The sequence below is a fragment of the Streptomyces sp. CCM_MD2014 genome, assembly GCF_000772045.1.
Lineage (GTDB): Bacteria > Actinomycetota > Actinomycetes > Streptomycetales > Streptomycetaceae > Streptomyces > Streptomyces salinarius.
The window spans coordinates 5,215,566-5,237,531 of record NZ_CP009754.1 but is presented as its reverse complement, the minus strand read 5'-3'; the positions used below and the strand labels follow the sequence as shown (position 1 = coordinate 5,237,531).

The 21,966-nt window shown below is 71.5% G+C and carries 19 protein-coding genes, 1 tRNA gene and 1 riboswitch; of the genes, 3 read left to right on the top strand and 17 right to left on the bottom strand.

Annotated elements, in window-relative coordinates; all coding sequences use genetic code 11:
- Positions 1-19: 19 nt before the first annotated feature.
- Complete coding sequence (locus NI25_RS23455; RefSeq protein ID WP_180988736.1) at positions 20-331, bottom strand: hypothetical protein; 312 nt, start codon at positions 329-331, stop codon at positions 20-22.
- Between the two features lie 103 nt (positions 332-434).
- On the opposite strand from NI25_RS23455, the gene NI25_RS23450 reads away from it, so the two are divergent.
- Positions 435-665, top strand: coding sequence for a DUF4287 domain-containing protein (locus NI25_RS23450; RefSeq protein WP_030189937.1), 231 nt, complete (start codon positions 435-437; stop codon positions 663-665).
- 82 nt (positions 666-747) lie between these two features.
- Here the strand turns inward: NI25_RS23450 and NI25_RS23445 are convergent, their stop codons facing one another.
- The 3 genes from NI25_RS23445 to NI25_RS23435 all read right to left on the bottom strand — a co-directional run bounded on the left by NI25_RS23445 (position 748) and on the right by NI25_RS23435 (position 3,271).
- Complete coding sequence (locus NI25_RS23445) at positions 748-1,671, bottom strand: Bax inhibitor-1/YccA family membrane protein (protein WP_061444331.1); 924 nt, start codon at positions 1,669-1,671, stop codon at positions 748-750.
- Between the two features lie 168 nt (positions 1,672-1,839).
- A complete protein-coding gene (locus NI25_RS23440; protein ID WP_061444330.1) occupies positions 1,840-3,018 on the bottom strand; it encodes a 4-hydroxybenzoate 3-monooxygenase in 1,179 nt (392 codons plus the stop codon).
- A gap of 169 nt (positions 3,019-3,187) precedes the next feature.
- Positions 3,188-3,271 (bottom strand) — tRNA-Leu (locus NI25_RS23435).
- Between the two features lie 445 nt (positions 3,272-3,716).
- On the opposite strand from NI25_RS23435, the gene NI25_RS23430 reads away from it, so the two are divergent.
- On the top strand, positions 3,717-4,487 hold the full coding sequence (locus NI25_RS23430; protein WP_061444329.1) for an ABC transporter ATP-binding protein: 771 nt from the start codon (positions 3,717-3,719) through the stop codon (positions 4,485-4,487).
- A gap of 47 nt (positions 4,488-4,534) precedes the next feature.
- Entirely contained in the window at positions 4,535-7,066 is a 2,532-nt protein-coding gene (locus tag NI25_RS23425) for an ABC transporter permease (protein WP_061444328.1), read from the top strand.
- 67 nt (positions 7,067-7,133) lie between these two features.
- On the opposite strand, the gene NI25_RS23420 is transcribed toward NI25_RS23425, so the two are convergent.
- From NI25_RS23420 to NI25_RS23360, 13 genes are all read right to left on the bottom strand, one after another.
- Positions 7,134-8,450 carry an SAM-dependent methyltransferase gene (locus tag NI25_RS23420; RefSeq protein WP_061444327.1) on the bottom strand — a complete coding sequence of 439 codons (1,317 nt, stop codon included), beginning with the start codon at positions 8,448-8,450 and terminating at the stop codon, positions 7,134-7,136.
- A gap of 251 nt (positions 8,451-8,701) precedes the next feature.
- Entirely contained in the window at positions 8,702-10,105 is a 1,404-nt protein-coding gene (locus NI25_RS23415; RefSeq protein WP_061444326.1) for an NAD(P)/FAD-dependent oxidoreductase, read from the bottom strand.
- Between the two features lie 441 nt (positions 10,106-10,546).
- Positions 10,547-11,488 carry a Ppx/GppA phosphatase family protein gene (locus NI25_RS23410; RefSeq protein WP_061444325.1) on the bottom strand — a complete coding sequence of 314 codons (942 nt, stop codon included), beginning with the start codon at positions 11,486-11,488 and terminating at the stop codon, positions 10,547-10,549.
- Entirely contained in the window at positions 11,485-12,051 is a 567-nt protein-coding gene (locus NI25_RS23405) for a DUF501 domain-containing protein (protein ID WP_061444324.1), read from the bottom strand. The genes NI25_RS23410 and NI25_RS23405 overlap by 4 nt, the downstream gene beginning before the upstream one ends.
- An 85-nt stretch (positions 12,052-12,136) precedes the next feature.
- Positions 12,137-12,619: a cell division protein DivIC gene (gene divIC / locus NI25_RS23400; RefSeq protein ID WP_061444323.1), complete on the bottom strand. Its 483-nt coding sequence runs from the start codon at positions 12,617-12,619 to the stop codon at positions 12,137-12,139.
- A gap of 114 nt (positions 12,620-12,733) precedes the next feature.
- Positions 12,734-14,014, bottom strand: coding sequence for a phosphopyruvate hydratase (gene eno / locus NI25_RS23395; protein ID WP_030404373.1), 1,281 nt, complete (start codon positions 14,012-14,014; stop codon positions 12,734-12,736).
- A gap of 238 nt (positions 14,015-14,252) precedes the next feature.
- Positions 14,253-14,981, bottom strand: coding sequence for a resuscitation-promoting factor protein RpfA (rpfA, locus tag NI25_RS23390; protein WP_061444322.1), 729 nt, complete (start codon positions 14,979-14,981; stop codon positions 14,253-14,255).
- Positions 14,982-14,984: 3 nt separating this feature from the next.
- Positions 14,985-15,151, bottom strand: a riboswitch (cyclic di-AMP (ydaO/yuaA leader).
- Between the two features lie 183 nt (positions 15,152-15,334).
- Positions 15,335-16,360 (bottom strand): transglycosylase family protein, encoded by a 1,026-nt coding sequence (locus NI25_RS23385; protein WP_061444321.1) that lies wholly within the window; start codon positions 16,358-16,360, stop codon positions 15,335-15,337.
- 143 nt (positions 16,361-16,503) lie between these two features.
- A complete protein-coding gene (locus NI25_RS23380; protein WP_061444320.1) occupies positions 16,504-17,859 on the bottom strand; it encodes a cytochrome P450 family protein in 1,356 nt (451 codons plus the stop codon).
- Positions 17,856-18,833 carry a nucleoside triphosphate pyrophosphohydrolase gene (locus NI25_RS23375; RefSeq protein WP_061444319.1) on the bottom strand — a complete coding sequence of 326 codons (978 nt, stop codon included), beginning with the start codon at positions 18,831-18,833 and terminating at the stop codon, positions 17,856-17,858. The genes NI25_RS23380 and NI25_RS23375 overlap by 4 nt, the downstream gene beginning before the upstream one ends.
- A gap of 75 nt (positions 18,834-18,908) precedes the next feature.
- Complete coding sequence (locus NI25_RS23370) at positions 18,909-19,556, bottom strand: SurA N-terminal domain-containing protein (protein WP_061444318.1); 648 nt, start codon at positions 19,554-19,556, stop codon at positions 18,909-18,911.
- A gap of 147 nt (positions 19,557-19,703) precedes the next feature.
- Positions 19,704-21,194: a serine/threonine protein kinase PkaE gene (gene pkaE / locus NI25_RS23365; RefSeq protein WP_267485051.1), complete on the bottom strand. Its 1,491-nt coding sequence runs from the start codon at positions 21,192-21,194 to the stop codon at positions 19,704-19,706.
- A gap of 38 nt (positions 21,195-21,232) precedes the next feature.
- Complete coding sequence (locus NI25_RS23360) at positions 21,233-21,838, bottom strand: hypothetical protein (protein ID WP_061444316.1); 606 nt, start codon at positions 21,836-21,838, stop codon at positions 21,233-21,235.
- Between the last annotated feature and the right edge of the window lie 128 nt (positions 21,839-21,966).

Below are 21,966 nucleotides of genomic sequence, written 5' to 3'. Positions count from 1 at the left end.
CGCGGTCACCTCGGCCGCGTCACACCCCGGCCCGCTTGCGGGCCTCCTCCACCAGCGCCGCCGCTTCTTCCACCTGGCCCTCGTCCTTCAGCACGAGGGCCAAGTCGTGTGCGGCGACGGCGATCTGGTCGGCGGCGGCGAACATGCCCGCGTCCGGCATCTCACGGGGCTCGGCCCCGGGCTCCTCCGCGAGCTGGGCGCGTCGGGCCAGCTCCCTGGCCAGCTCCAGAGCCTCGGCGGCCGCGCCGCGCTGCAGCCTGCTCTGCGGGGCGGCCCGCAGCCGGTCGGCGAAGTCGTCCACGGCACGGGTCAAAGGCGTCGTATCAACCACGGCGCGAGCGTACGCGGCCGTCCAGGACTGTTGCCAACGGGCGAACGCTCGGGCACGGTGACCTGAAGGACCGGCTTACATCCCCTTTCGCCCGGAGGCGCCGATGTCCCAAGTCTTCTCCGAGGAGACCCATCGCAATCTGCTCGCCCGCATCCCCCAGTGCACCGGCCGTGAGATCTCCGACTGGCTGCGCGCCGTCGAGGACGGCCCCGCCCTCTTCCGCTTCGAGGAGAAGGTCAGCTGGCTGCGCCACGAACACAACCTCGCGTACGGCCACGCGAAGGCGATCGTCCACGAGTACGACCTGAGAAGGGCCGCGCGCAAGCTGCTGTGAGCGGGCGCCGACCCCACGACGACGAAGGGCCCCGGGCTGTGCAGCCCGGGGCCCTTCACCTGCGTGGTGCTACTGGATACCGCTAGTCGTTGCTGTTCAGGATCGCGATGAGACGCAGGAACTCCAGGTAGATCCAGACCAGCGTCAGCGTGAGGCCGAAGGCGGCGAACCAGGCCTCCTCGCGCGGGGCGCCGTAGGCGAGCCCGTCCTCGACCTGCTTGAAGTCGAGGGCGAGGAAGCAGGCGCCGAGGATGACACCGATGACGCCGAAGACGACACCGAGCGCACCGCTGCGGAAGCCGAGGCCGTCACCGCCGCCGAAGACGGCGAACAGCAGGTTCACCATCATCAGCAGGACGAAGCCGAGCGCGGCCGCCATCACGAAGCCGTAGAAGCGCCGGTTGACGCGGATCCAGCCCGCCTTGTAGGCGATCAGCACACCGGCGAAGACCGCCATCGTGCCGATCACGGCCTGCATGGCCGCGCCGTCCGCGATGCGGTTGTCGACGACGCTGGAGACGACGCCGAGGAAGACACCCTCGAACGCCGCGTAGGCCAGGATCAGCGCAGGCGTGGGCTTGCGCTTGAAGGACTGGACGAGCGCCAGGACCATGCCGATCAGGGCGGCACCGATACCGATGCCGTACGAGCGGCTGATGTTGGCGTCGTCCACCGGCAGCAGCGCCCACGCGAGCGCGGCCGTCACCACGAGCACGCCGAGCGTGCTCGCCGTACGGACGACGACGTCGTCCATCGTCATCCGGCCGGTGGTGGCGGGCGCCTGCGGGCCCACGCCGAACTGCTGGTCCGGCTGGGCGTACGGGTTCTGCGCGTACGGGTTGCCGGCGGGCGGCTGGGCGTACGGGTTGCCCTGGGCGCCCTGCGCGTACGGGTTGGCCTGCGTGGCGACGGCGGGTCCCCCGGCCTGCGGCGCGGCGTTGAAGCCCGCGTAGCCGTTGTCGCGGCTGAACCCCCGTCGCGAGAAGACCGGGTTTCTGCTCCTCATTTCACTCCTCCATGGCCACACGGCGCAGCCTTGGCTCAAGAGTAATAGAACGGCAAAGGAATGACCCTACTGCTTGGGGAGGATCTTTCCCTCGACTTGCGGCTCAACACGCTACGCCGATCAGTGATTCCCCTCACGGGCGGGGGCGCACGGGCCGCCCGGCACCGCTCACCCGATCGGGAACCCGGTGTAGGCCTCGGCGAGGTCGGTCTCGGCGGCTCGGGAGGAGGTGATGCGGTCGAGGCGGGCGAGCTGGAGCCGGTCCTCGAAGGGGGTGGCGTCCGGAGCGGTGTGCAGCAGGGTCGTCATGTCGTACGAGAACCGCTCGGCCTGCCAGACGCGGCGCAGGCAGGTCGCGGAGTAGGCGTCGAGCAGGTCGTCGGAGCCGGTCGTGGCGCGGTGGGCCAGCGCCCGGGCGAGGGTGACGACGTCGCCGACGGCGAGGTTGAGGCCCTTGGCGCCGGTGGGCGGCACGATGTGCGCGGCGTCGCCGGCCAGGAAGAGGCGGCCGTGCCGCATGGGCTCGTGCACGTAGGAGCGCATCGGGGTGACCGACTTCTGGGTGATGGGGCCCCGGCGCAGCGTCCAGTCGTCGTCGGTCTCGAAGCGGCGCTCCAGCTCGTCCCAGACCGCCTCGTCGCTCCAGCCGTCGGCGTCCGTGTCGGCGGGGACCTGGAGGTAGAGGCGGGAGACGGACGGGGAGCGCATGGAGAGCAGGGCGAAGCCGCGGTCGTGGCGGGCGTAGACCAGCTCGTCGTGGGAGGGGGCGACGTCGGCAAGGATGCCGAGCCAGCCGAAGGGGTACGTCCGCTCGAAGGTCCGCCCGTCCGGCACCGCCGCCCGGGCCACGCCCCAGAAGCCGTCGCAGCCGACGACGTAGTCGCACTCCAGCACGTCCTCGGCGCCCTCCGCGCCGCCGTGGCGGAAGCGGACGCGCGGCCGGTCCGTCTCGGCGCCCTCCACGGCCAGCGCCTCGGTCTCGAACAGCAGCGGGCCGCCCTCCTTGAGCTGGAGGGCGATGAGGTCCTTGCAGACCTCGGTCTGGGCGTAGACCATGACGGACCTGCCGCCGGTGAGCGCGGGGAAGTCGACGCGGTGGCGGCGCCGGTCGAAGCGCAGCTCGATGCCGTCGTGGCGCAGCCCCTCGCGGTCCATCCGCTCCCCCGCCCCGGCCTCGCGCAGGACGTCCACCGTGCCCTGCTCCAGGATCCCGGCGCGCTGCCTGCGCTCGACGTAGGCACGGTCGCGGCTCTCCAGGACGACCGAGTCGATCCCGGCGTTGTGCAGCAGCCGGGCGAGCAGCAGCCCGGCGGGGCCTGCCCCGATGATGCCGACGGTGGTGCGCATCGGTCGTTCCCTTCGATCGGCGTCGTTGCCTAGTCCCTGTTGTTCGCCTGGTGAAATTTCCTTCACCAGATGGGAATGAGTTTCCGGTCGCCCGCATGCCGCTGTCAACGGTTCCGGGGGTGCGAGAAGGGAGGGTGACGCTCTGCACACAGCGCCATGACGGTGTTTGTGCCCGGAGCCGGACTTGAACCGGCACGCCCTCGAAGGGGCAGCGAGGTTTAAGCTCGCCGTGTCTGCATTCCACCATCCGGGCAGGCCATGGGCTCCGTGTCGCCTCCCTTGAGCCTATCGGGACGCACCTCCCGGCCTCGGGCGGGCGAACCGATGTTGTCTTATTTTATTGGCGCCTGAGGGAGCATCAGATACCGGGGCAGGCCGTCAGCACATGCCAACAGCCTTGCGTGCCGGGCTCCGCCGTGTATGCGGAATGACGGGATTTCACCGTCTCGACAAGGGCGCCCGCCCCGTTCTCGCTCGCCCCGCCGTCGGGGTCGCCCGTCATCCGCAGGTATGACACGGGCCGGCGCCGTCCGACCGGAGTCGCCCCCGTAAACCGGAACAGCGGCTGACTCCACGGCGCCGCACGGCAAGGACGATGGATGACGTCCCCGAGCACACACCGTGCCGACCGCAGACATCGTGCGGACCGCACGCGCCGTGCCGGCCCCGCACGCCGTACCGACAGGAGCGCCCTTCCCGTGACCACCGCACCCATCGCCGACCGGTCCACCGCCGTGGCCGCGCGCGCCACGGAGCTTTCCAAGATCTACGGCCAGGGCGAGACCCAGGTGGTCGCCCTGGACCGGGTCTCCATCGACTTCCGGCAGGCCGAGCTCACCGCGATCATGGGCCCCTCCGGTTCCGGCAAGTCCACGCTGATGCACTGCGTCGCGGGCCTGGACACCTTCTCGTCCGGCTCGGTGCGCATCGGCGAGACCGAGCTGGGCTCGCTGAAGGACAAGCAGCTCACCAAGCTGCGCCGGGACAAGATCGGTTTCATCTTCCAGGCGTTCAACCTGCTGCCGACGCTGACCGCGCTGGAGAACATCACCCTCCCGATGGACATCGCGGGCCGCAAGCCGGACAAGCAGTGGGTGGACTCCGTGATCCAGATGGTCGGGCTCTCCGGACGCCTGGGGCACCGCCCCTCCCAGCTGTCCGGCGGGCAGCAGCAGCGGGTCGCCGTGGCACGGGCGCTGGCCTCCCGGCCGGAGATCATCTTCGGCGACGAGCCGACCGGCAACCTGGACTCCCGTTCCGGCGCCGAGGTCCTGGGCTTCCTGCGCAACTCGGTGCGGGAACTGGGCCAGACCGTGGTGATGGTGACCCACGACCCGGTGGCCGCCGCCTACGCGGACCGGGTGGTCTTCCTCGCGGACGGACGCATCGTCGACGAGCTGTACGGGCCGACGGCCGACTCGGTGCTCGACCGCATGAAGCGTTTCGACGCCAAGGGCCGCACCAGCTGAGCCGTCCCCGCCCCGAATCCGCACGTACCTCCGGACAGAGAAGACCCATGTTCCGTACCGCCTTGCGCAACGTCTTCGCGCACAAGGCCAGGCTGTTGATGACCGTGCTCGCCGTGATGCTCGGCGTGGCGTTCGTGTCGGGCACCCTGGTCTTCGCCGACACCCTCTCCAACGCCTTCCGCAACCAGTCGGCGAAGAGCTACGACGACGTCGCCGTCGCCGTCACCTCGTACGCCGACCCGGACAACCCCAAGGAGGAGCCCGGCCTCTCCGGCGAGGTCCTCGACCGGATCTCCGCCGTGGACGGCGTCGCCGGGGTGTACGGGCGCGTGGAGGGCTTCGCCGGCGTCGCCGACCCCGACGGGAAGCTGATCGGCGTCGGCTGGTCCAACAAGGGCTCCAACTTCGCCCCCGGCAAGGACGGCAAGGACACCGCCTATACCTTCACCGACGGCTCGGGCCCGGTGAAGGACGACCAGATCGCCCTGGACGAGGAGTCCGCCGCCAAGGGCGAGTACAAGGTCGGCGACCGGGTGCGCGTCGCCACCAACGGCCCGGTGAAGGAGTACACCCTCAGCGGTGTGTTCACCACCGAGGACGGCGCCGTCAACGCGGGCGGCAGCCTCGTCCTCTTCGACACCGCCGTCGCGCAGAAGCAGTACCTCCGGCCGGGCTACTTCGAGGAGGTCACCGTCACCGCCGCGCCCGGCGCCGACGACGCGAAGATCCTCGCCGCGGTCGAGCCGCTGCTGCCGGACGCCGCCGAGGCCCGGACCGGCCAGGCGCTCGCGGACGAACAGGCCGACCAGATCGAGCAGGGTCTCGGCAACCTCAAGCAGGTCCTGCTCGGCTTCGCGGGCATCGCGCTCTTCGTCGGGATCTTCCTGATCTCCAACACGTTCACGATGCTGGTCGCGCAGCGCACCAAGGAGATCGCCCTGATGCGTGCCGTCGGCGCGTCCCGCAGGCAGATCACCCGCTCGGTGCTCGCCGAGGCCGCGCTGGTGGGCCTGGTGGCCTCGGCCGTCGGCTTCGCCCTCGGCGTCGGTCTGGCCGTCGGACTGCGCTCCGGCATGGCCGCGGCCGACATGAAGATGCCGGCCGGTCCGCTGGTGCTGTCCGCCACGCCGGTGGTCGCGGCGTTCGCGGTGGGCGTGCTGATCACGGTGTTCGCCGCCTGGCTGCCCGGCCGCCGGGCCGCGAAGATCCCGCCGGTGGCGGCCATGAACAGCGTCCACGCGGTGGCCACCACCAAGTCGCTGGTGGTGCGCAACTCCATCGGCGCGGCCGTCACCGCCCTCGGTGCGGCGGGGATCGTGGCGGGTGCCTCGGCCGGCGGCGACGACGGCCGGATGTACATCGGCGCGGGCGCGTTCTTCGCGCTGATCGGCGTGATCGTCCTCATCCCGCTGCTGTCCCGGCCCGTGATCGCGCTGGTCCGTCCGCTGCTCGTCGGCCCCTTCGGGGTGGCGGGCAAGCTGGCCGGCCAGAACGCGGTGCGCAACCCGCGCCGCACCGGCGCCACCGCCTCGGCGCTGGCGATCGGACTGACCCTGGTCACCGGCCTGTCGGTGCTCGGCGTCACGGTCGGCAAGGCCATCGACAAGATGACCACGGACAACATCAGGGCCGACTACATGGTCTCGATGGCCAACGGGGGCGACCTCGACCGGTCCGCGCTGACGGCCCTGGAGAAGGCCGACGGCGTGTCCGCGGTCTCGCCCCAGCAGGACGCCTACTTCCGGGTCGAGGGCGACTACGTGTCGGCCTCCGCCGTCACCCCGGGCGACATCGAGAAGGTCCTGACCGTCGACGTCGTCAGCGGCGACGCGGGCTCGCTGGCCCGGGGCCGGATCGCGGTGGCCGAGAAGACGGCCGAGAACAGGGGCTGGAAGCCCGGCGACACCGTCCCCGTCACCTTCGAGGACGACGAGAAGGCCACGCTGACGGTCGGCGCCGTCTACAAGGACAGCGAGTTCCTCTCCCCCGTCCTCGTCGACCGGAAGGTCGTGGACCGGCACGAGGCGAAGCCGTCCATCCGGCAGATCTTCGTGAAGGTCGACGGCGGCCAGTCCGCGGCGAACGAGAAGGCCCTCGTCGACGCGCTCGGCGACAATCCCGCGATCACCGTGATGGACCGGCAGGACATCCGCGACGAGTTCGGCGGCGCCATCAACACCCTGCTGAACGTCATGTACGGCCTGCTGGCGATGGCCCTGATCATCGCCGTGCTGGGCGTCGTCAACACCCTGGCGATGTCCGTCTTCGAGCGGCAGCAGGAGATCGGCATGCTGCGCGCGATCGGTCTGGACCGGCGCCGGGTGAAGCGGATGGTGCGGCTGGAGGCCGTCGTCATCTCGGTCTTCGGCGCGGTGGTCGGCATCGGTCTCGGCACGTTCCTCGGCTGGGCGATCGGCGAGACCGTCGCCGACGAGATCCCGGGGTACGCGCTGGTCCTGCCCTGGGACCGGATCGGGATCTTCGTGGTGCTGGCCGGACTGGTCGGCGTCCTGGCCGCCATGTGGCCCGCCCGCAACGCCGCCCGGCTGAACATGCTGAACGCCATCAAGGCCGAGTGACCTCGCCCCGGCGGCACACCGAGGGCCGGACCCCGCACGGGGCCCGGCCCTTGTGGTCGTGTGCGGATCAGGCCCGGCCGGGCTCGCCCCACACCCGGGCCCGCAGCGGCAGACCGGAGGCGCCCGAGTCGGGGGTCTTCACGGCGAGAACCTGGTTGACGCCGATGCGGTTGCGCTCGAAGGAGAGCGCGGAGGCCGCCATGTACAGCTGCCAGACCCGGGCGCGGCCGGGGCTGACCAGCCGGGTGGCCGTCGCCCAGTCGGACTCCAGGTTGGCGACCCAGCGGCGCAGCGTGAGCGCGTAGTGCTCGCGGATCGACTCCACGTCGCGGACCTCGAACCCGGCGCGTTCCAGCTGGGTGACGGTGGTGCCGACCGGGGCCAGTTCGCCGTCGGGGAAGACGTAGGCGTCGATGAACTCGTCGACGTGGTAGGCGGCCTCGTCCTGCTGGGGGCGGCGGGCGATCTGGTGGTTCAGCAGCCGTCCGCCGGGCTTGAGCAGCCCGTGCAGGTCGGTGGCGTACTCCAGGTAGCGCTCGGCGCCCACGTGTTCGGCCATGCCGATGGAGGAGATGGCGTCGTAGGGCCCGTCCGCGACGTCCCGGTAGTCCTGGACGCGGATCTCCACCCGGTCGGTGAGCCCCTCGTCGGCGACCCGCTTGCGGGCGTAGGCGGCCTGCTCCTGGGACAGGGTCACGCCGACGACGCTCACTCCGTGCTCGCGGGCCGCGTGGATCGCCATGGACCCCCAGCCGCAGCCGACGTCGAGGAGGCGCTGACCGGGCTTCAGGTCCAGCTTGCGGCTGACCAGTTCGAGCTTGTCGCGCTGGGCGTCCTCCAGGGTGCCGCCCTCGGCCGGCGGAGCGGGCCAGTAGGCGCAGGAGTACACCATGGAGGGGCCGAGGACGAGTTCGTAGAAGTCGTTGCCGACATCGTAGTGGTGGCTGATCGCCCGCTTGTCGGTGCGCTTGGTGTGCAGGTGGCCGCGGGCGCGGCGGACCTCCTCCGGCGGCGGCGCGGGCGGCAGCGGCGGCCCGGCGAGCTTCACCAGGCCGCGTACGGCGCCCCGGACCTCGGGGTCGCGCAGCGCCTCGACCAGGCCGCGGGCGTCCTCGCCGCGCTCCCAGACGAGACCGGCCAGCAGACCGAGCGCGGTGTAGAGGTCGCCCTCGATGTCGAGGTCGCCGGCCACCCAGGCGCGGGCCAGGCCCAGTTCACCGGGTTTGAACAGCAGGCGGCGCAGCGCCCTGCGGTTGCGGACGACGAGGGTCGGTGCGCCCGGCGGGCCCGCCTGCGAACCGTCCCACGCGCGGATGCGCACCGGGAGCGGTGCTCCCAGCAACTGTTCGAAGAGGTTCTGCAGCCGCAGCGCGGCGTCAGCCATGGCGTACCTCCAAGACGAGCTATCCCGGAATGTCCAACACCACGTAAACACCTGCGAGCCCTCCGTACAGTCCCCGGCACGCGTTACGACTCGGCAAAATAGCTGTACACACCAACGGATTTGTCGCCCGGGCGGCCCATGCCAACGCGAAGGGGCCGCCCGCACCACGGATGGCGGACGGCCCCTTCGAGGCACTGCTACTGGCTGCTGTCGGCTGCCACTGCTGCGCGTGCTGCCGACAGCGGCCGGGGTCAGGAAGCCTTGGCCTCGGTCTTCTCGGCCGGCTTCGCGTCGGCGGCCTTCGCCGCGGCGGGCTTCGGGGCCGGCTTGGCGGCCTCGTAGAACTCCTCGCGCGGCGTCTCCATCGCTCCGAGGGAGACGACCTCGCGCTTGAGGAACATGCCGAGCGTCCAGTCCGCGAAGACACGGATCTTGCGGTTCCAGGTCGGCATCGCCATGCCGTGGTAGCCGCGGTGCATGTACCAGGCGAGACGACCCTTGAGCTTGATCTTCATCTTGCCCATGACGATCATCGCGACGCCCTTGTGCAGGCCGAGACCCGCCACCGCGCCCTTGTTGGCGTGGCTGTACTCCTTCTGCGGGAAGCCCCGCATGCCGGAGATCACGTTGTCGCCGAGGACCTTGGCCTGGCGCAGCGCGTGCTGGGCGTTGGGCGGGCACCAGGCGTTCTCGTTGCCCGCCTTGCGGCCGACCAGGTCGGGCACCTGGGCGTTGTCGCCCGCGGCCCAGATGTAGTCGGTTCCCTGGACCTGGAGGGTGGCCTGGGTGTCGACGTGGCCGCGGGGACCGAGCGGCAGGCCGAAGCGGGCCAGCGCCGGGTTGGGCTTGACGCCCGCGGTCCACACGATCGTGTTGGAGTCGACCTCGAGGCCGTTCTTCAGCACCACGTGGCCGTCGACGCAGGAGTCCATGGAGGTGGACAGGTAGATCTCGACGCCGCGGCCCTCGAGGTGCTCCTTGCCGTACTGGCCGAGCTTGGGGCCGACCTCGGGGAGGATCTTGTCGGCGGCGTCCACGAGGATGAAGCGCATGTCCTCGCGGGAGACGTTGTTGTAGTACTTGGCCGCGTCGCGGGCCATGTCCTCGACCTCACCGATGGTCTCCGCGCCGGCGAAGCCGCCGCCGACGAAGACGAAGGTGAGCGCCTTGCGGCGGATCTCCTCGTCGGTGGTGGAGTCGGCCTTGTCGAGCTGCTCCAGGACGTGGTTGCGCAGGCCGATGGACTCCTCGATGCCCTTCATGCCGATGCCCTGCTCGGCGAGGCCGGGGATCGGGAAGGTGCGGGAGACCGCGCCCATCGCGATGACCAGGTAGTCGAAGGGCAGCTCGTACGCCTCGCCGACCAGCGGCGCGACGGTGGCGACCTTGCGGTCCTGGTCGATGGTGGTGACCCGGCCGGTGAGGACCTCCGCCTTCGGAAGCACGCGCCGCAGGGGGACGACGACGTGCCGCGGGGAGATGCTGCCGGCGGCGGCTTCGGGGAGGAAGGGCTGGTAGGTCATGTACGACCGCGGGTCGACGACGGTGACGGTCGCCTCGCCGTAACGCATCTTCTTCTGGATGCGTCGAGCTGCGTACAGGCCTACGTACCCACCGCCTACTACGAGGATCCTGGGACGCTCCGTGGTGCTCATGGCATCGAGTATCCACCCGGTCGAGGGGGGTGGTTCGTGCGCCCCTTCACAAGGTTCGGTGGAGGCTGTGCTACCATCCGCCGCCGACGTGATGGAGATCATGGCGGACGAAGGAACCAGCGTGTAGGGCACGGCGTTGTCAATGCCGCGTGAGCTGCGCCTCCGCACCGGCGGGGCGGTGGACCACCCTTCCGCGAGGGCCCCTCGGGACCCCCTCGCGACACCGTCCTGAACACGTTCAAAGGGCAGTTGAAACCCCAAAAGGGTCAACGAGCGCGCTTTCGTCGTCCGACGGGGCCCAATTCCTTGTGAAGAACTTCACGAACTTTGCCGACGGGATGTCACCGAGGGGCCCCGCAAGGCCCCCCGGTGCTCGCTCAATCGTCGTCGGTCCTGCTCAGAACGCCACCGCAGAGCCGCCCCGGAGCCGCGGCGAACCCCCTACGCGAGCGACCACGCGATGCCGTCGAGGATGTCGTGCTCGCTCACGACGACCTCCTCCGCGCCGGTCCGCTCCATGATCGCCAGGAGTACCAGGGCCCCGGCCGCGATCACGTCGACCCGGCCCGGGTGCATGGAGGGCACCGCCGCACGCTCGGCGTGCGTGGAGCGCAGCAGCCAGTCGGTGATCTCCCGGACCCTCTCGCGGGAGACACGGGAGTGGTGGATGACGGCCGAGTCGTACTCCGGCAGCTCCTGCGCGATCGCGGACACCGTCGTCACCGACCCGGCGAGACCCACCAGCGTGCGCGCCTCGCGCAGCGGCACCGCCTGCTCGGCGAGGTCCAGGGCGGCCTCGACGTCGGCCCGTATCGCGGCGACCTGCGCCTCGGTGGGCGGGTCGGTCACCGCGCCGTCGCGGACCAGGTGGCGCTCGGTCATCCGGACGCAGCCGACGTCCACGGAGCGGGCGGCGCGCACGTGGTCGTCGCCGACGACGAACTCGGTGGAGCCGCCGCCGATGTCGACGACCAGGAAGGGCCTGTCGAGGCCGGCGCGGCCGGTCAGCTCCTTGGTCGCGCCGGTGAAGGAGAACTCGGCCTCCTGGTCCCCCGAGATGACCTCCGGCTCCACGCCCAGGATGTCCAGCACCCCGCGCACGAAGTCGTCCCGGTTCTCCGCGTCGCGGGAGGCGGAGGTGGCCACGAAGCGCAGCCGTTCGGCGCCGTGCGCCTTGATGACCTCGGCGTACTCCCGGCAGGCGGCGAACGTCCGCTCCAGTGCCTCGGGCGCCAGCCGCCCGGTGCGGTCGACGCCCTGTCCGAGCCGCACGATGGTCATGCGGCGGTCCAGGTCGGTCAGCTCGCCCGTGGCCGGGTCGGCGTCGGCGACGAGCAGCCGGATGGAGTTCGTACCGCAGTCGACGGCGGCGACCCGGGTCACTGGGCGTCCTCCCCTTCGGTGCCCTCGGTACCTGCGGTCCCGTGGAGCCCGGGGACCGTCACGCACGGCCCCTTGCGCCACCACTCGGGCAGCATCGCGATCGCCTCGTCGCCCAGCGGGTTGACGCCGGGACCGGCCGCCAGCGAGTGGGCGACCAGGACGTGCAGGCACTTCACGCGGTCCGGCATGCCGCCCGCGCTCGGGAAGCCGGTCAGTTCCTCGATCTCGTCGCGGCGCCGGATGTAGTCCTCGTGCGCGGCACGGTAGGCGGCCGCCAGCTCCGGGTCGGTGGCCAGGCGCTCGGTCATCTCCTTCATCACGCCGTTCGCCTCCAGCGTGCCGATGGCGGAGGCCGCCTTCGGGCACGTCAGGTAGTACAGCGTGGGGAAGGGCGTGCCGTCGGGCAGCCGCGGCGCCGTCTCCACGACGTCCGGCTGTCCGCACGGGCAGCGGTGCGCGATGGCGCGCAGACCGCGCGGGGGCCGTCCGAGCTGCTGCTTGAAGGCCGCCACGTCCGCGTCGGTCGGCTCGGTGCGCGGGGTGGTCGGCGGGGGAGTCTGCATGACTGTCTTCTGCTGGTCTTCCTGTTGAGTCACTGCCGGAGCGGCCGGCGTGGTCGGCATTGCGGGCGTGGTCGGCGCGGTCGGTTCACTGCCGGCCTGCGGCGGCGTCGGCCTTGTCGACCCCGTCCCACACGTTGCGGTACCAGGGGCGGTCGGCGGCGCCGGCTTCGGCACGGGTCTGCTCGGCCGCCTCCGGGTCGACGACGACGAACCCCGTCTCCCCCGGCATCACGTAGTGCAGCCGCAGCCGGATCTGCTGCTCGGCGTAGGCGTCGTCCTGCCAGCGTGCCTTGAGGTCGCGCAGGTCCTCGACCCGCTGCCGGGTCTCCCGCTGCTCCTGCCGGAGGTCGGCGATCTCGGCGCGCTGGGCGACGTACTGCCGGATCGGGTAGGCGAGGGCCACGACGAGCGAGCAGAACACCATCGCGAGCAGCGCGGCCCGGCCGGTCAGCCGGGAGCGCCGGGCCTGGCGCTTGGTCTGCGAGCGGTAGACCCGGGCCGCGGTCTGCTCCCCGATGATCCGGATCCTGGTCGCGGTGGAGAAACGGTCCCGGTCCTTCACGGCCATCTGGTCTCCGCCTCCCGTGCACGCGCGTACGTCCCCGCACACGGTACGGGACCGGATACGGGGACGTACGTACGACGCTGCCTCTTACGGGCGGTCGGCCCGCGAGCGGGGGTGTCAGCCCTTGAAGCGGGGGAACGCGCTGCGGCCGGCGTACACCGCGGCGTCGTCGAGGATCTCCTCGATGCGCAGCAGCTGGTTGTACTTGGCGACGCGCTCGGAGCGGGCCGGGGCGCCGGTCTTGATCTGGCCGCAGTTGGTGGCGACGGCGAGGTCGGCGATGGTGACGTCCTCGGTCTCGCCGGAGCGGTGGGACATCATGCACTTGAAGCCGTTGCGCTGGGCCAGCTCCACGGCGTCCAGGGTCTCGGTCAGCGAACCGATCTGGTTGACCTTGACCAGCAGGGCGTTGGCCGAGTTCTCCTCGATGCCGCGGGCCAGGCGCTCCGGGTTGGTGACGAACAGGTCGTCGCCGACGAGCTGCACCTTGTCGCCGAGCTTGGCGGTGATGGTCTTCCAGCCGTCCCAGTCGTCCTCGAACAGCGGGTCCTCGATGGAGACCAGCGGGTACGCCTCGACCAGCTCGGCGTAGTACTCGGTCATCTCGGCGGCGGTGCGCTCCTTGCCCTCGAAGGTGTAGGAGCCGTCCTTGTAGAACTCGGACGCGGCGACGTCGAGCGCGAGCGCGATCTGCTCGCCGGGGGTGTAGCCGGCCTCCTTGATCGCCTCGAGGATGAGGTCGAGGGCCTCGCGGTTGGAGCCGAGGTTCGGGGCGAAGCCGCCCTCGTCGCCGAGGCCGGTGGCCAGGCCCTTGTTCTTCAGGACCTTCTTGAGGGTGTGGTAGACCTCGGCGCCCCAGCGCAGGGCCTCGGAGAAGGACTCCGCGCCGATCGGGGCGATCATGAACTCCTGGATGTCCACGTTGGAGTCGGCGTGCGAGCCGCCGTTCAGGATGTTCATCATCGGCACCGGCAGCAGGTGCGCGTTCGGGCCGCCCAGGTAGCGGAAGAGCGGCAGGTCGCTGGCCTCGGAGGCGGCGTGGGCGACGGCGAGGGAGACGCCGAGGATGGCGTTGGCGCCCAGCGAGCCCTTGTTGTCGGTGGCGTCCAGGTCGAACATGGCCTGGTCGATCAGGCGCTGCTCGGTGGCGTCGTAACCGACGAGCTCCGGGCCGATCTGCTCGATGACGGCGAGGACGGCCTTCTCGACGCCCTTGCCGAGGTAACGGCCCGGGTCGCCGTCACGGAGTTCGATGGCCTCGAAGGCACCGGTGGAGGCGCCGGACGGAACGGCGGCACGACCCGTGCTGCCGTCGTCGAGGCCGACCTCGACCTCGACCGTGGGGTTGCCTCGGGAGTCCAGGATTTCCCGGGCTACGACGACGTCGATGGACGGCACGAGCATCTCCTTCTTCAATGTGACGCTTCGGTGTGACGCGCGGGTCCCGCAGGACCGCGGCGGCTCTGCGGGACCGAGCCTAACCGGCTCCGGGCGATCGGCCAGCCGATCGCCCACCCGCTGGACAGAACCGAGAGTAAATTGTTTCCGAACGGAACAAAGGCGGAATGTGAAAATCCCGCCCCGGTGCGTACGGGGGAACACGCACCGGGGCGGGAGTCGCGGGGGCCGCCGCTCCTTACTTCAGGTGCAGCTGCTGGCCCGGGTAGATCAGGTCGGCGTCGTCGACGATGTCGTCGTTCAGCTTGAACAGCTTCGCCCAGCCGCCCTTGACGTCGTGCTCCGCGGCGATCGAGCTGAGGGTGTCGCCCTTGACGACCTTGTACTCTCCGTCGCCCTTCTCGACCTTCTTGCCGGTCGGGGTGGTGACGGTCTTCTTGGCGGGCTTCTCGGCCTTCGGCTCCGCGGCCGGACGCTCGGAGGAGCGGGAGGCCTTCTGCTCGGTGGAGCGCTCGGCGGTGGAGCCGCCGCTCTGGCTCTGCGAGCTCTCGGAGCTGCCGGAGCCGCTGTCCTGGGAGCCGCCGCCGGTGTACGCGGCGCCCGACAGGCCGGTGCCGCAGACCGGCCAGGCGCCCTTGCCCTGGCCCGCGAGGACCTTCTCGGCTATCTCGATCTGCTGGGCCTTGCTCGCCTGGTCGGCGGTGGCGGCGTACTGCGTGCCGCCGTAGGCGGCCCAGGTGGAGGCGGAGAACTGCAGACCGCCGTAGTAACCGTTGCCGGTGTTGATGGACCAGTTGCCGCCGGACTCGCACTGGGCGACGGCGTCCCACTCGGACGCGGTGGCGGCGGAGGCGTTGCCGGCCGCCATCAGCGGGGCGGCGACGGCGGCACCGGTGACACCGGCGACGGCGATGACACGGGTGGCCTTGGACGGACGACGGTGCTTGCCCTTGCCGGAAAACAGCATGGTTGATCCCCTCACCGACGCCTGCGAGGTGAGCTGTCGGGTTCGGGCCGGTTGAGTTGCCCGGCCGGGTTCCTCGCGGAACTCGGCTTCACCCCTAGCCGCTCCGGCTCAACTGCCCGGTGCGGCACTTACCTTGGGTCCCCCGCTCCTGCCTGCGGCGCTTGACGCGACGACTGTTCCCGTACGGCCGCTGGCAGGATTCGGCGTTGCGGCTGTCGGGGCCCGCGGTGGCGAGCGGTCATGACCGTAGACACGCGCTCCGCGGATTTTCAAAGACGATCACGGCTTCTGAGACCTATCTCTCACGAGATCCAAAAGGGACATACGGTCTCTAACCGTGACGCGAACTCCCCCTACTTTTCGTCCGATTCGCCCGTGACCGTGAGCGTCTGACCGGGGAGGATGTGGTCCGGGTCGGCGCCGACGACGGCCTTGTTGCCGGCGTAGAGCCCACGCCACCCGCCGTCGAGGTCAAGGGAGTCGGCGATGGCCCAGAGACTGTCGCCGGAGCGGACGGTGTACGAGCCGTCCTCGGCCTCTCGCGGTGCACCGTCGCGCGAGGCGTGCCGTCCCGCCGCCTCGCCCCCGCGAGCCTCGCCCGCGGCACCCTCGTCCGCACTGTCGCCACGATGGCGACCGGAGCCGGACGCGCCCTCGGCGCCCTGCCGTTCGGCACGGGCACCGGAGTCGGATTCGGCTGATGTGTCCGACTTGGTGGAGGAACCCTCATCACCTGACGAGGTCTCGGAGGAGGTGCCGGACGACGGCGAAGAAGAGGGCGAAGGGGACGAAGAGGGCGCCCCGGACGTCGATTCGGAAGCCTCGCCCGCGTCGGCCGAGTCGGCCGTACCGGACGACTGGGGCGACTCGGACGACTGAGACGACTCGGGCGTTTCGGTGGCCGTGGGAGAGGTGGACGGTTCGGAGCCCTCCGCCTCCCCGGACGTGTCCGTACCCCCCGACGCACCGTCACCGGACGCGTCCGGGCCGCTCGTGGCGCCCGAGTCGTTGCCGAGGCCGGCGAGGAGGCCGCAGGTCGGCCAGGCGGCGATGCCCTGGTCCGCGTGTATCTTCTCGGCGATTCGTATCTGCTGGGAGCGGCTGGCCTCGTCGGCGCTGGGCGCGTAGTCGAGTCCGCCGTACTGCTCCCAGGCCTCCTGGGACAGCTGCAGGCCGCCGTAGTACCCGTTGCCGCTGTTCTGGCTCCAGGCGCCGCCGGTCTCGCACTCGGCCACCTGGTCCCAGGTCCCCGAGTCGGCCGCGTGGGCTCCGGTGGCGCCGAGCAGCGGGATCGCGATGGCGGAGCCGGTCACTCCGGCGGCGACGACCAGAGCGGGAGCCTGGCGGGGGCGGCGGTGACGACCGTTCCCGGAGAGCATGCGACGACCTTTCACGAGACGACGGGGACCACGCGGCGGATGACGCTCGACACCACGTTGATCCGTGAACGTATAGGGAGATCATCGCTTGTCACAAGTTCATGCCGCGCAGATCACGTGAAGATCACAAAGCTGAGCGCGTGTCACTTTTGCGTCGGCGGCCCGCCGTTCTCCGTCGATGACGCGGGCGGCGTGAACGAGACGGGCAAGGTACGCAGACCTCGCATGATGAGGCCGCCGCGCCAACGGAGTTCGGCCGGGTCCGCGGCGAGGCGGAGGTCCGGCAGCCGGGTCAGGAGCGTGGCCAGCGCCGTCTGCCCCTCCAGCCGGGCCAGCGGGGCGCCGAGGCAGTAGTGGATGCCGTGGCCGTACCCGAGGTGCTGGCTGTCGCGGCGGGCGAGGTCCAGGGTGTCCGGGTCGGTGAACCGCTCCGGGTCCCGGTCGGCGGCGGCGAGGACGACGAGCACGGGGTCGCCGGCCGCGACGTCCTGTCCGCCGATGGTCAGCGGCCGGGTGGCGAAGCGCCAGGTGGCGAGCTCGACCGGGCCGTCGTAGCGCAGGAGTTCCTCGACGCCGGTCTCCAGCAGGCCGCGCTCCCCGGCGGCGAGGGACGCCTGCAGCCGCTGCCGCTGCCCGGGGTGGGTGAGCAGGGCGTAGGTGCCGTTGCCGATGAGGTTGACCGTGGTCTCGAAACCTGCGAAGAGCAGGATGAAGGCCATGGCCGCGGCCTCGTTCTCGGTGAGGTGCTCGCCGTGGTCCGAGGCCCGGATCAGGCCGGAGATGAGGTCTTCGCCGGGGGCGGGCCCGGGCGGCAGGGCGGCGCGCTTGCGGTGGATGAGGTCGGCGAGGTAGCCGCGCATCTTCTTCACGGACCGGGCGACGCCGCCCCGGGGGCCACCGCCGTGACGGATCATCATGCCCGCCCAGTCCCGGAAGTCGTCCTGGTCCTCGCGGGGGACGCCCAGCAGGTCGCAGATGGCGTAGATGGGCAGCGGGAAGGCGAAGTCGTGGATCAGGTCGGCGGAACCGGTGTCCGCGAACCGGTCGATGAGGCCGTCGGCCAGCTCCTGCACCCGGGGGGCGAACTCGGCCACCCGGCGCGGTGTGAACGCCTTGCTGACCAGTCGGCGCAGCCGGGTGTGGTCCGGCGGGTCGATGTTCAGCAGGTGGGTCATCAGTTCGGCCTTCCGCTCCCCGGGAATGCCTGTCTTGCCCTTGGCGTGCGCGGGCTCGTCGTGGTGCGCCGGGTTCTTGGAGAGCCGAGGGTCGGCGAGGGCCTGCTTCGCGTCGGCGTACCGGGTGACCAGCCAGGCCTCGACCCCGCTGGGCAGCCGGGTGCGGTGCACGGGGGCGTGCTCGCGCAGCCAGGCATAGGCGGGGTACGGGTTGCTCGCGAACTCCCAGGTGAACAGCTCGGGGGCGGCACCGGTGCCGGTGCCCGGGCCGGGCGTGGGCCCCGGGGCGGGCGCGGGGCCGTGGGCGGGTGGCCCGGCGGTCATCCCTCGACCGCCCTGATCGCGTCCCGGTAGGTGCGGGCCGCCGCTCTCAGGGCGGCCTCGGGGTCGGTGCCCTCGGTCTCGGCGCGGGCGGCGAGGGCGAGGAGTTCGTAGCCGATGCCCTCGCCGGAGGGCAGGGGGACGTCGAGGTGCGCGGTGCGGACGCGGGAGTGGAGCTTGGCGGCGAGGGCGAGGCCGGGCTGGCCGAGGGGGACGCCCTCGGTGACCGAGGCGCGCTGCTTCTCGGCGGCCTTGGTGCGCAGCCAGTGGGCGCGGACCTCCTCGGGGGTCTCGGCCGTCTCGTCGCCGAAGACGTGCGGGTGGCGGTGGATCAGTTTGTCGACGATGGTGCCGGCCACGTCGTCCACGGAGAACGGGGCGTCGGGGTCCTCCTCGGCGATGCGGGCGTGGAAGACGACCTGGAGGAGCACGTCGCCCAGCTCCTCGCGCAGTTCGTCGCGGTCGCCGTCCTCGATGGCCTCGACGAGTTCGTACGCCTCCTCGATGGCGTACTTGGCCAGGCCCCGGTGGGTGCGCTGCGAGGACCACGGGCATTCCAGGCGGATGCGGTCCATGACCTGGACGAGGTCGAGCAGGCGGGCGCCCGGGAGGTCGTAGGAGGCGGGGAGCAGCTCGAGCTCGGGCATCCGGATGCGGCCGGAGCCGGCGAGGCGGGCCAGGCCGTCGGTGAGCGCGGGTTCGCCCTCGCCGGTGGCGACGACCACGGCGGTGCGGCCGCCGGCGCAGGCGCCCACCAGTTCCTCGGCGGTGGGGGCCGCCTCGTCGACCCGTATGCCGGCCTCGCGCAGATAGGGCAGCTGCGGGTGGGCTCCGTCGGCGCACAGGACGCGGTCGGCGGTGCGCAGGGCCTGCCAGGCGGGCCAGGACAGCAGGCCGGGGGCGACGCGGTGGCTGGTGGTGAGCAGGACGATGCGGCCCTGGTCGGGGGCGGTCGGGTCGGCGGTCTTCGCGTTCACTCTCCGAACCTAACGCACGCCGCCGACGGCCCCCGAGTTGTCCACAGGGGGCCGCATCGCTGCCGGTCAGTGGCGTTACGCCGACTGCTGGGCGTCCGCCTGAGCGATCTCGCGCACCCACGGCGTCCGCGCGTCGACACGGCTGCTCTTCCGGACGTCCCAGGCGCCGTAGCGCGGGTTGAGGTCGATGTCGAGCTTCTCGGAGGCCTCGGACAGGGCCTGCCAGAACTCGGGCCGGCTGGTGTCGGTGCCGAGGCTCTGGGCGAGTTTCTGGGCCTCCAGCTGGACGTGGAGGTTGTCGTCGAGGCGCTCGGGGGCGACGTTGTACTGCTGGAGCCAGACCGTCTCCAGCTGCCCGGGGCCGCCGGCCTGCTTCTCCAGCTCGCCGCGCATCCCCTGTACTTCCTTGCGGCTGACGGTCACGCCGGCGTCCTCGGCGGCGCGGTGCAGGACGCGGTCCAGAACCATGCCGTGCAGGGTGTCGCGGGTGAGGGTGCCGGTCCTGGCGACGACCTGCTGGTACTGGGTGTCGTCCGGGACGGCGGCCCGCTGTGCCTCGCGCACCTCGTCGACGCGGTTCTCCAGCTGGGCGACGGTGATCCGCTGGTCGCCGACGACAGCCGCGGCGCCCGGGTGCGCGTCGTTGCCGCAGGCGGCGAGCAGGGGTGCCGCGGCGGCGATCGCGGCGGTGAGGAGGAGCGCGGAGCGACGGCGGCGGTGCAAGGGAACCTCCCGTTGGAGATTGTGCGACGGTGCACAAAGTCTTGCGATGATCGATGTTAGGCAGTGGCCCGGCTCTGGCCAACCCATTGGACCAACGATTCATCGGGACTTCGGGCACCGCCCCGCCCCGCCGGGGTCGGCGGTCCGTCAGCCGTGCATCCGGCCGAGCCACTGGAGCGTGCGCCGGATGTCGGCGGCGAGCGGGTGGCCGGGGCCGTGGACGCGCTCCACGTCGTGCAGCAGCCGGGCCAGCGTGTCGTGGGCGGCGGCGCGGTCGCCGAGGGCGAGCAGGAGGTGGCCGATGCGGCGGCGCACGTCGTGGGCGAGGTCGGGGTCGCCGGCGACGTACTGGTTCTCGTAGTACGGCAGCAGCGCGCGGTACTCGGTGAGGGCGGCGGCCGGTTCGCCGAGGGCTTCCAGGCACTGGGCGGCGTCGTAGCGGTGGCGCAGGGACTGCGGATCGGCCTGGCCCGCCTCGGCGGCGCGTTCGTCGGCGAGGCGGCGCAGTTCGGGCAGGGCACGCCGGTACTGGCCGTCGTTCATGAGGGTCGCGGCGTACTGCTTGCGCAGGGTGCGTACGACCGGGGAGCGTTCGCCGTGCTGTTCGGCGGCGGCGGGCAGGATGGCGCCGAGGACGTCGACGGCCTGGGTGATGCGGCCCTCGTCGAGGAGGCGCTTGACGTCGTCGACGGCGCGGGCGACGTCCGGTTTCCCGGCGTCGGCGGGCGGCGTGACGGGGGCGGGCCGCGGCGCGGGGGTGCGGGCGCGGTCGGGCCAGGGGGCGTGCGGGCGCACGAAGGGGCGGGTGGGGTCCAGGGGGCCGCCGGTGGGCACGCCGCGTGCGGGCAGCAGCGGCGCCAGGTGTTCGTAGACCTCCTGGGCGGAGGCGGGGCGGTGCTGCGGGTCCTTGGCGAGCAGGCGCAGGACCAGGGTTTCGAGTGTCTCGGGGACCTCGGGGCGGATGCGGCGCACGGGCAGCGGCGGCTCGTACAGGTGCCGGTGCAGCACGCCGAGTGCCGTCGAGCCGGCGAACGGGACCTCGCCGCTGAGCAGTTCGTGCAGCAGCACGCCGAGCGCGTACAGGTCGGTGTACGGGCCGACGGCGCCGCCCATGGCCTGCTCGGGCGCCATGTAGGCGGGCGAGCCGACGGGGGTGCCGGTGTGGGTGAGGCGGGTGGTGTCGGCGTCCATGACGGAGGCGACGCCGAGGTCGAGGACGGTGACGGCTCCGTCCTGTCCGACCATCACGTTGCGCGGTTTGAGGTCGCGGTGGACGATCGGCACGGCGTGCACGGCGCTCAGGACGGCGCACAGCTGGGCGGCGACCGCGACGGTCCACTGCCACGGGTAGGGCTCGTGCTCGGCGAGGTGGTCGGAGAGGTCGGCGCCGTCGACGTACTGCATGACGAGGAAGAGTTCCTCGCCCTCGCTGCCCGCGTCGTGCACCGTGACCAGGCCGGGATGGTCGACCTGGGCGGTGATGCGGCACTCGCGCACGAAGCGGCGGCGCAGTTCGTCGGCCTCCTGCCCGGCCACCTTGTCGGGGCGCAGCAGCTTCACCGCCACACGCCGGTCCAGGCGCCGGTCGTAGGCCGTCCAGACCTGTCCCATGCCGCCCTGGCCGATGAGCGTGGACAGCTCGTACCGGCCGGCGACTACGCGTCCGGCCGTCACGGTCACCGTCCGCCCCGGGGGCCGGCGTCGCGGCCGTCGCGGCTGCCGCCGTCGTGGCCGCGCAGGTAGTCGCTGAGTTCGTCGAGCTCGGCGCGGACCTGGTCGATGCGGGCGGGGGCGGGACGGTGCTGCGGCGGGGCCTGGTACGGCGGGACCGGCGGCAGCACGGGAGCGGGGGCCGGGGCGTAGGGGTACGGAGGCTGCGGATGCCCGTAGCCGGGCGTCGGCGGCAGCGGCATCGGGGGCAGGTGGGCCGGGTGGGGCGGCTGCCGGTGGTGGCTGATGTCCGCGAACAGGAAGTATCCGGCGCAGGCGCAGGCGTTGAGCAGCAGGATGATCATGCCGGTGGTGCCGGCCGGGGTGCTGAAGTCGTCGGTGTCGTCGGTGACCAGGAAGCAGAAGCTGACCACCAGGAGGGCGGCCGACGCCGCGAAGGCCCACCAGTCGCGCGGCCGCCGGGTCACGATGGCCGCGTACAGGGTCGAGATCCAGGCGAGGAACCCGATGCTCAGCAGGGGCAGGGCCACGAAGAAGACGCGCAGCAGGACCAGCACCACGGTGGCGGGGCGGCGCGGCGGCGGTGGCGGCGCATAGCCGTGGCCGTGCATGACTTCTCCCGGAAATCCTCAAGAGACGGACGCGCACCGGCCGTCGACCGGTGCGGAGTCGAGCGTATAGGCCGACACGGACAAACGGCCCCGGGTTGTACCGAACCGTTGTCGTCCTGGTCACCCGG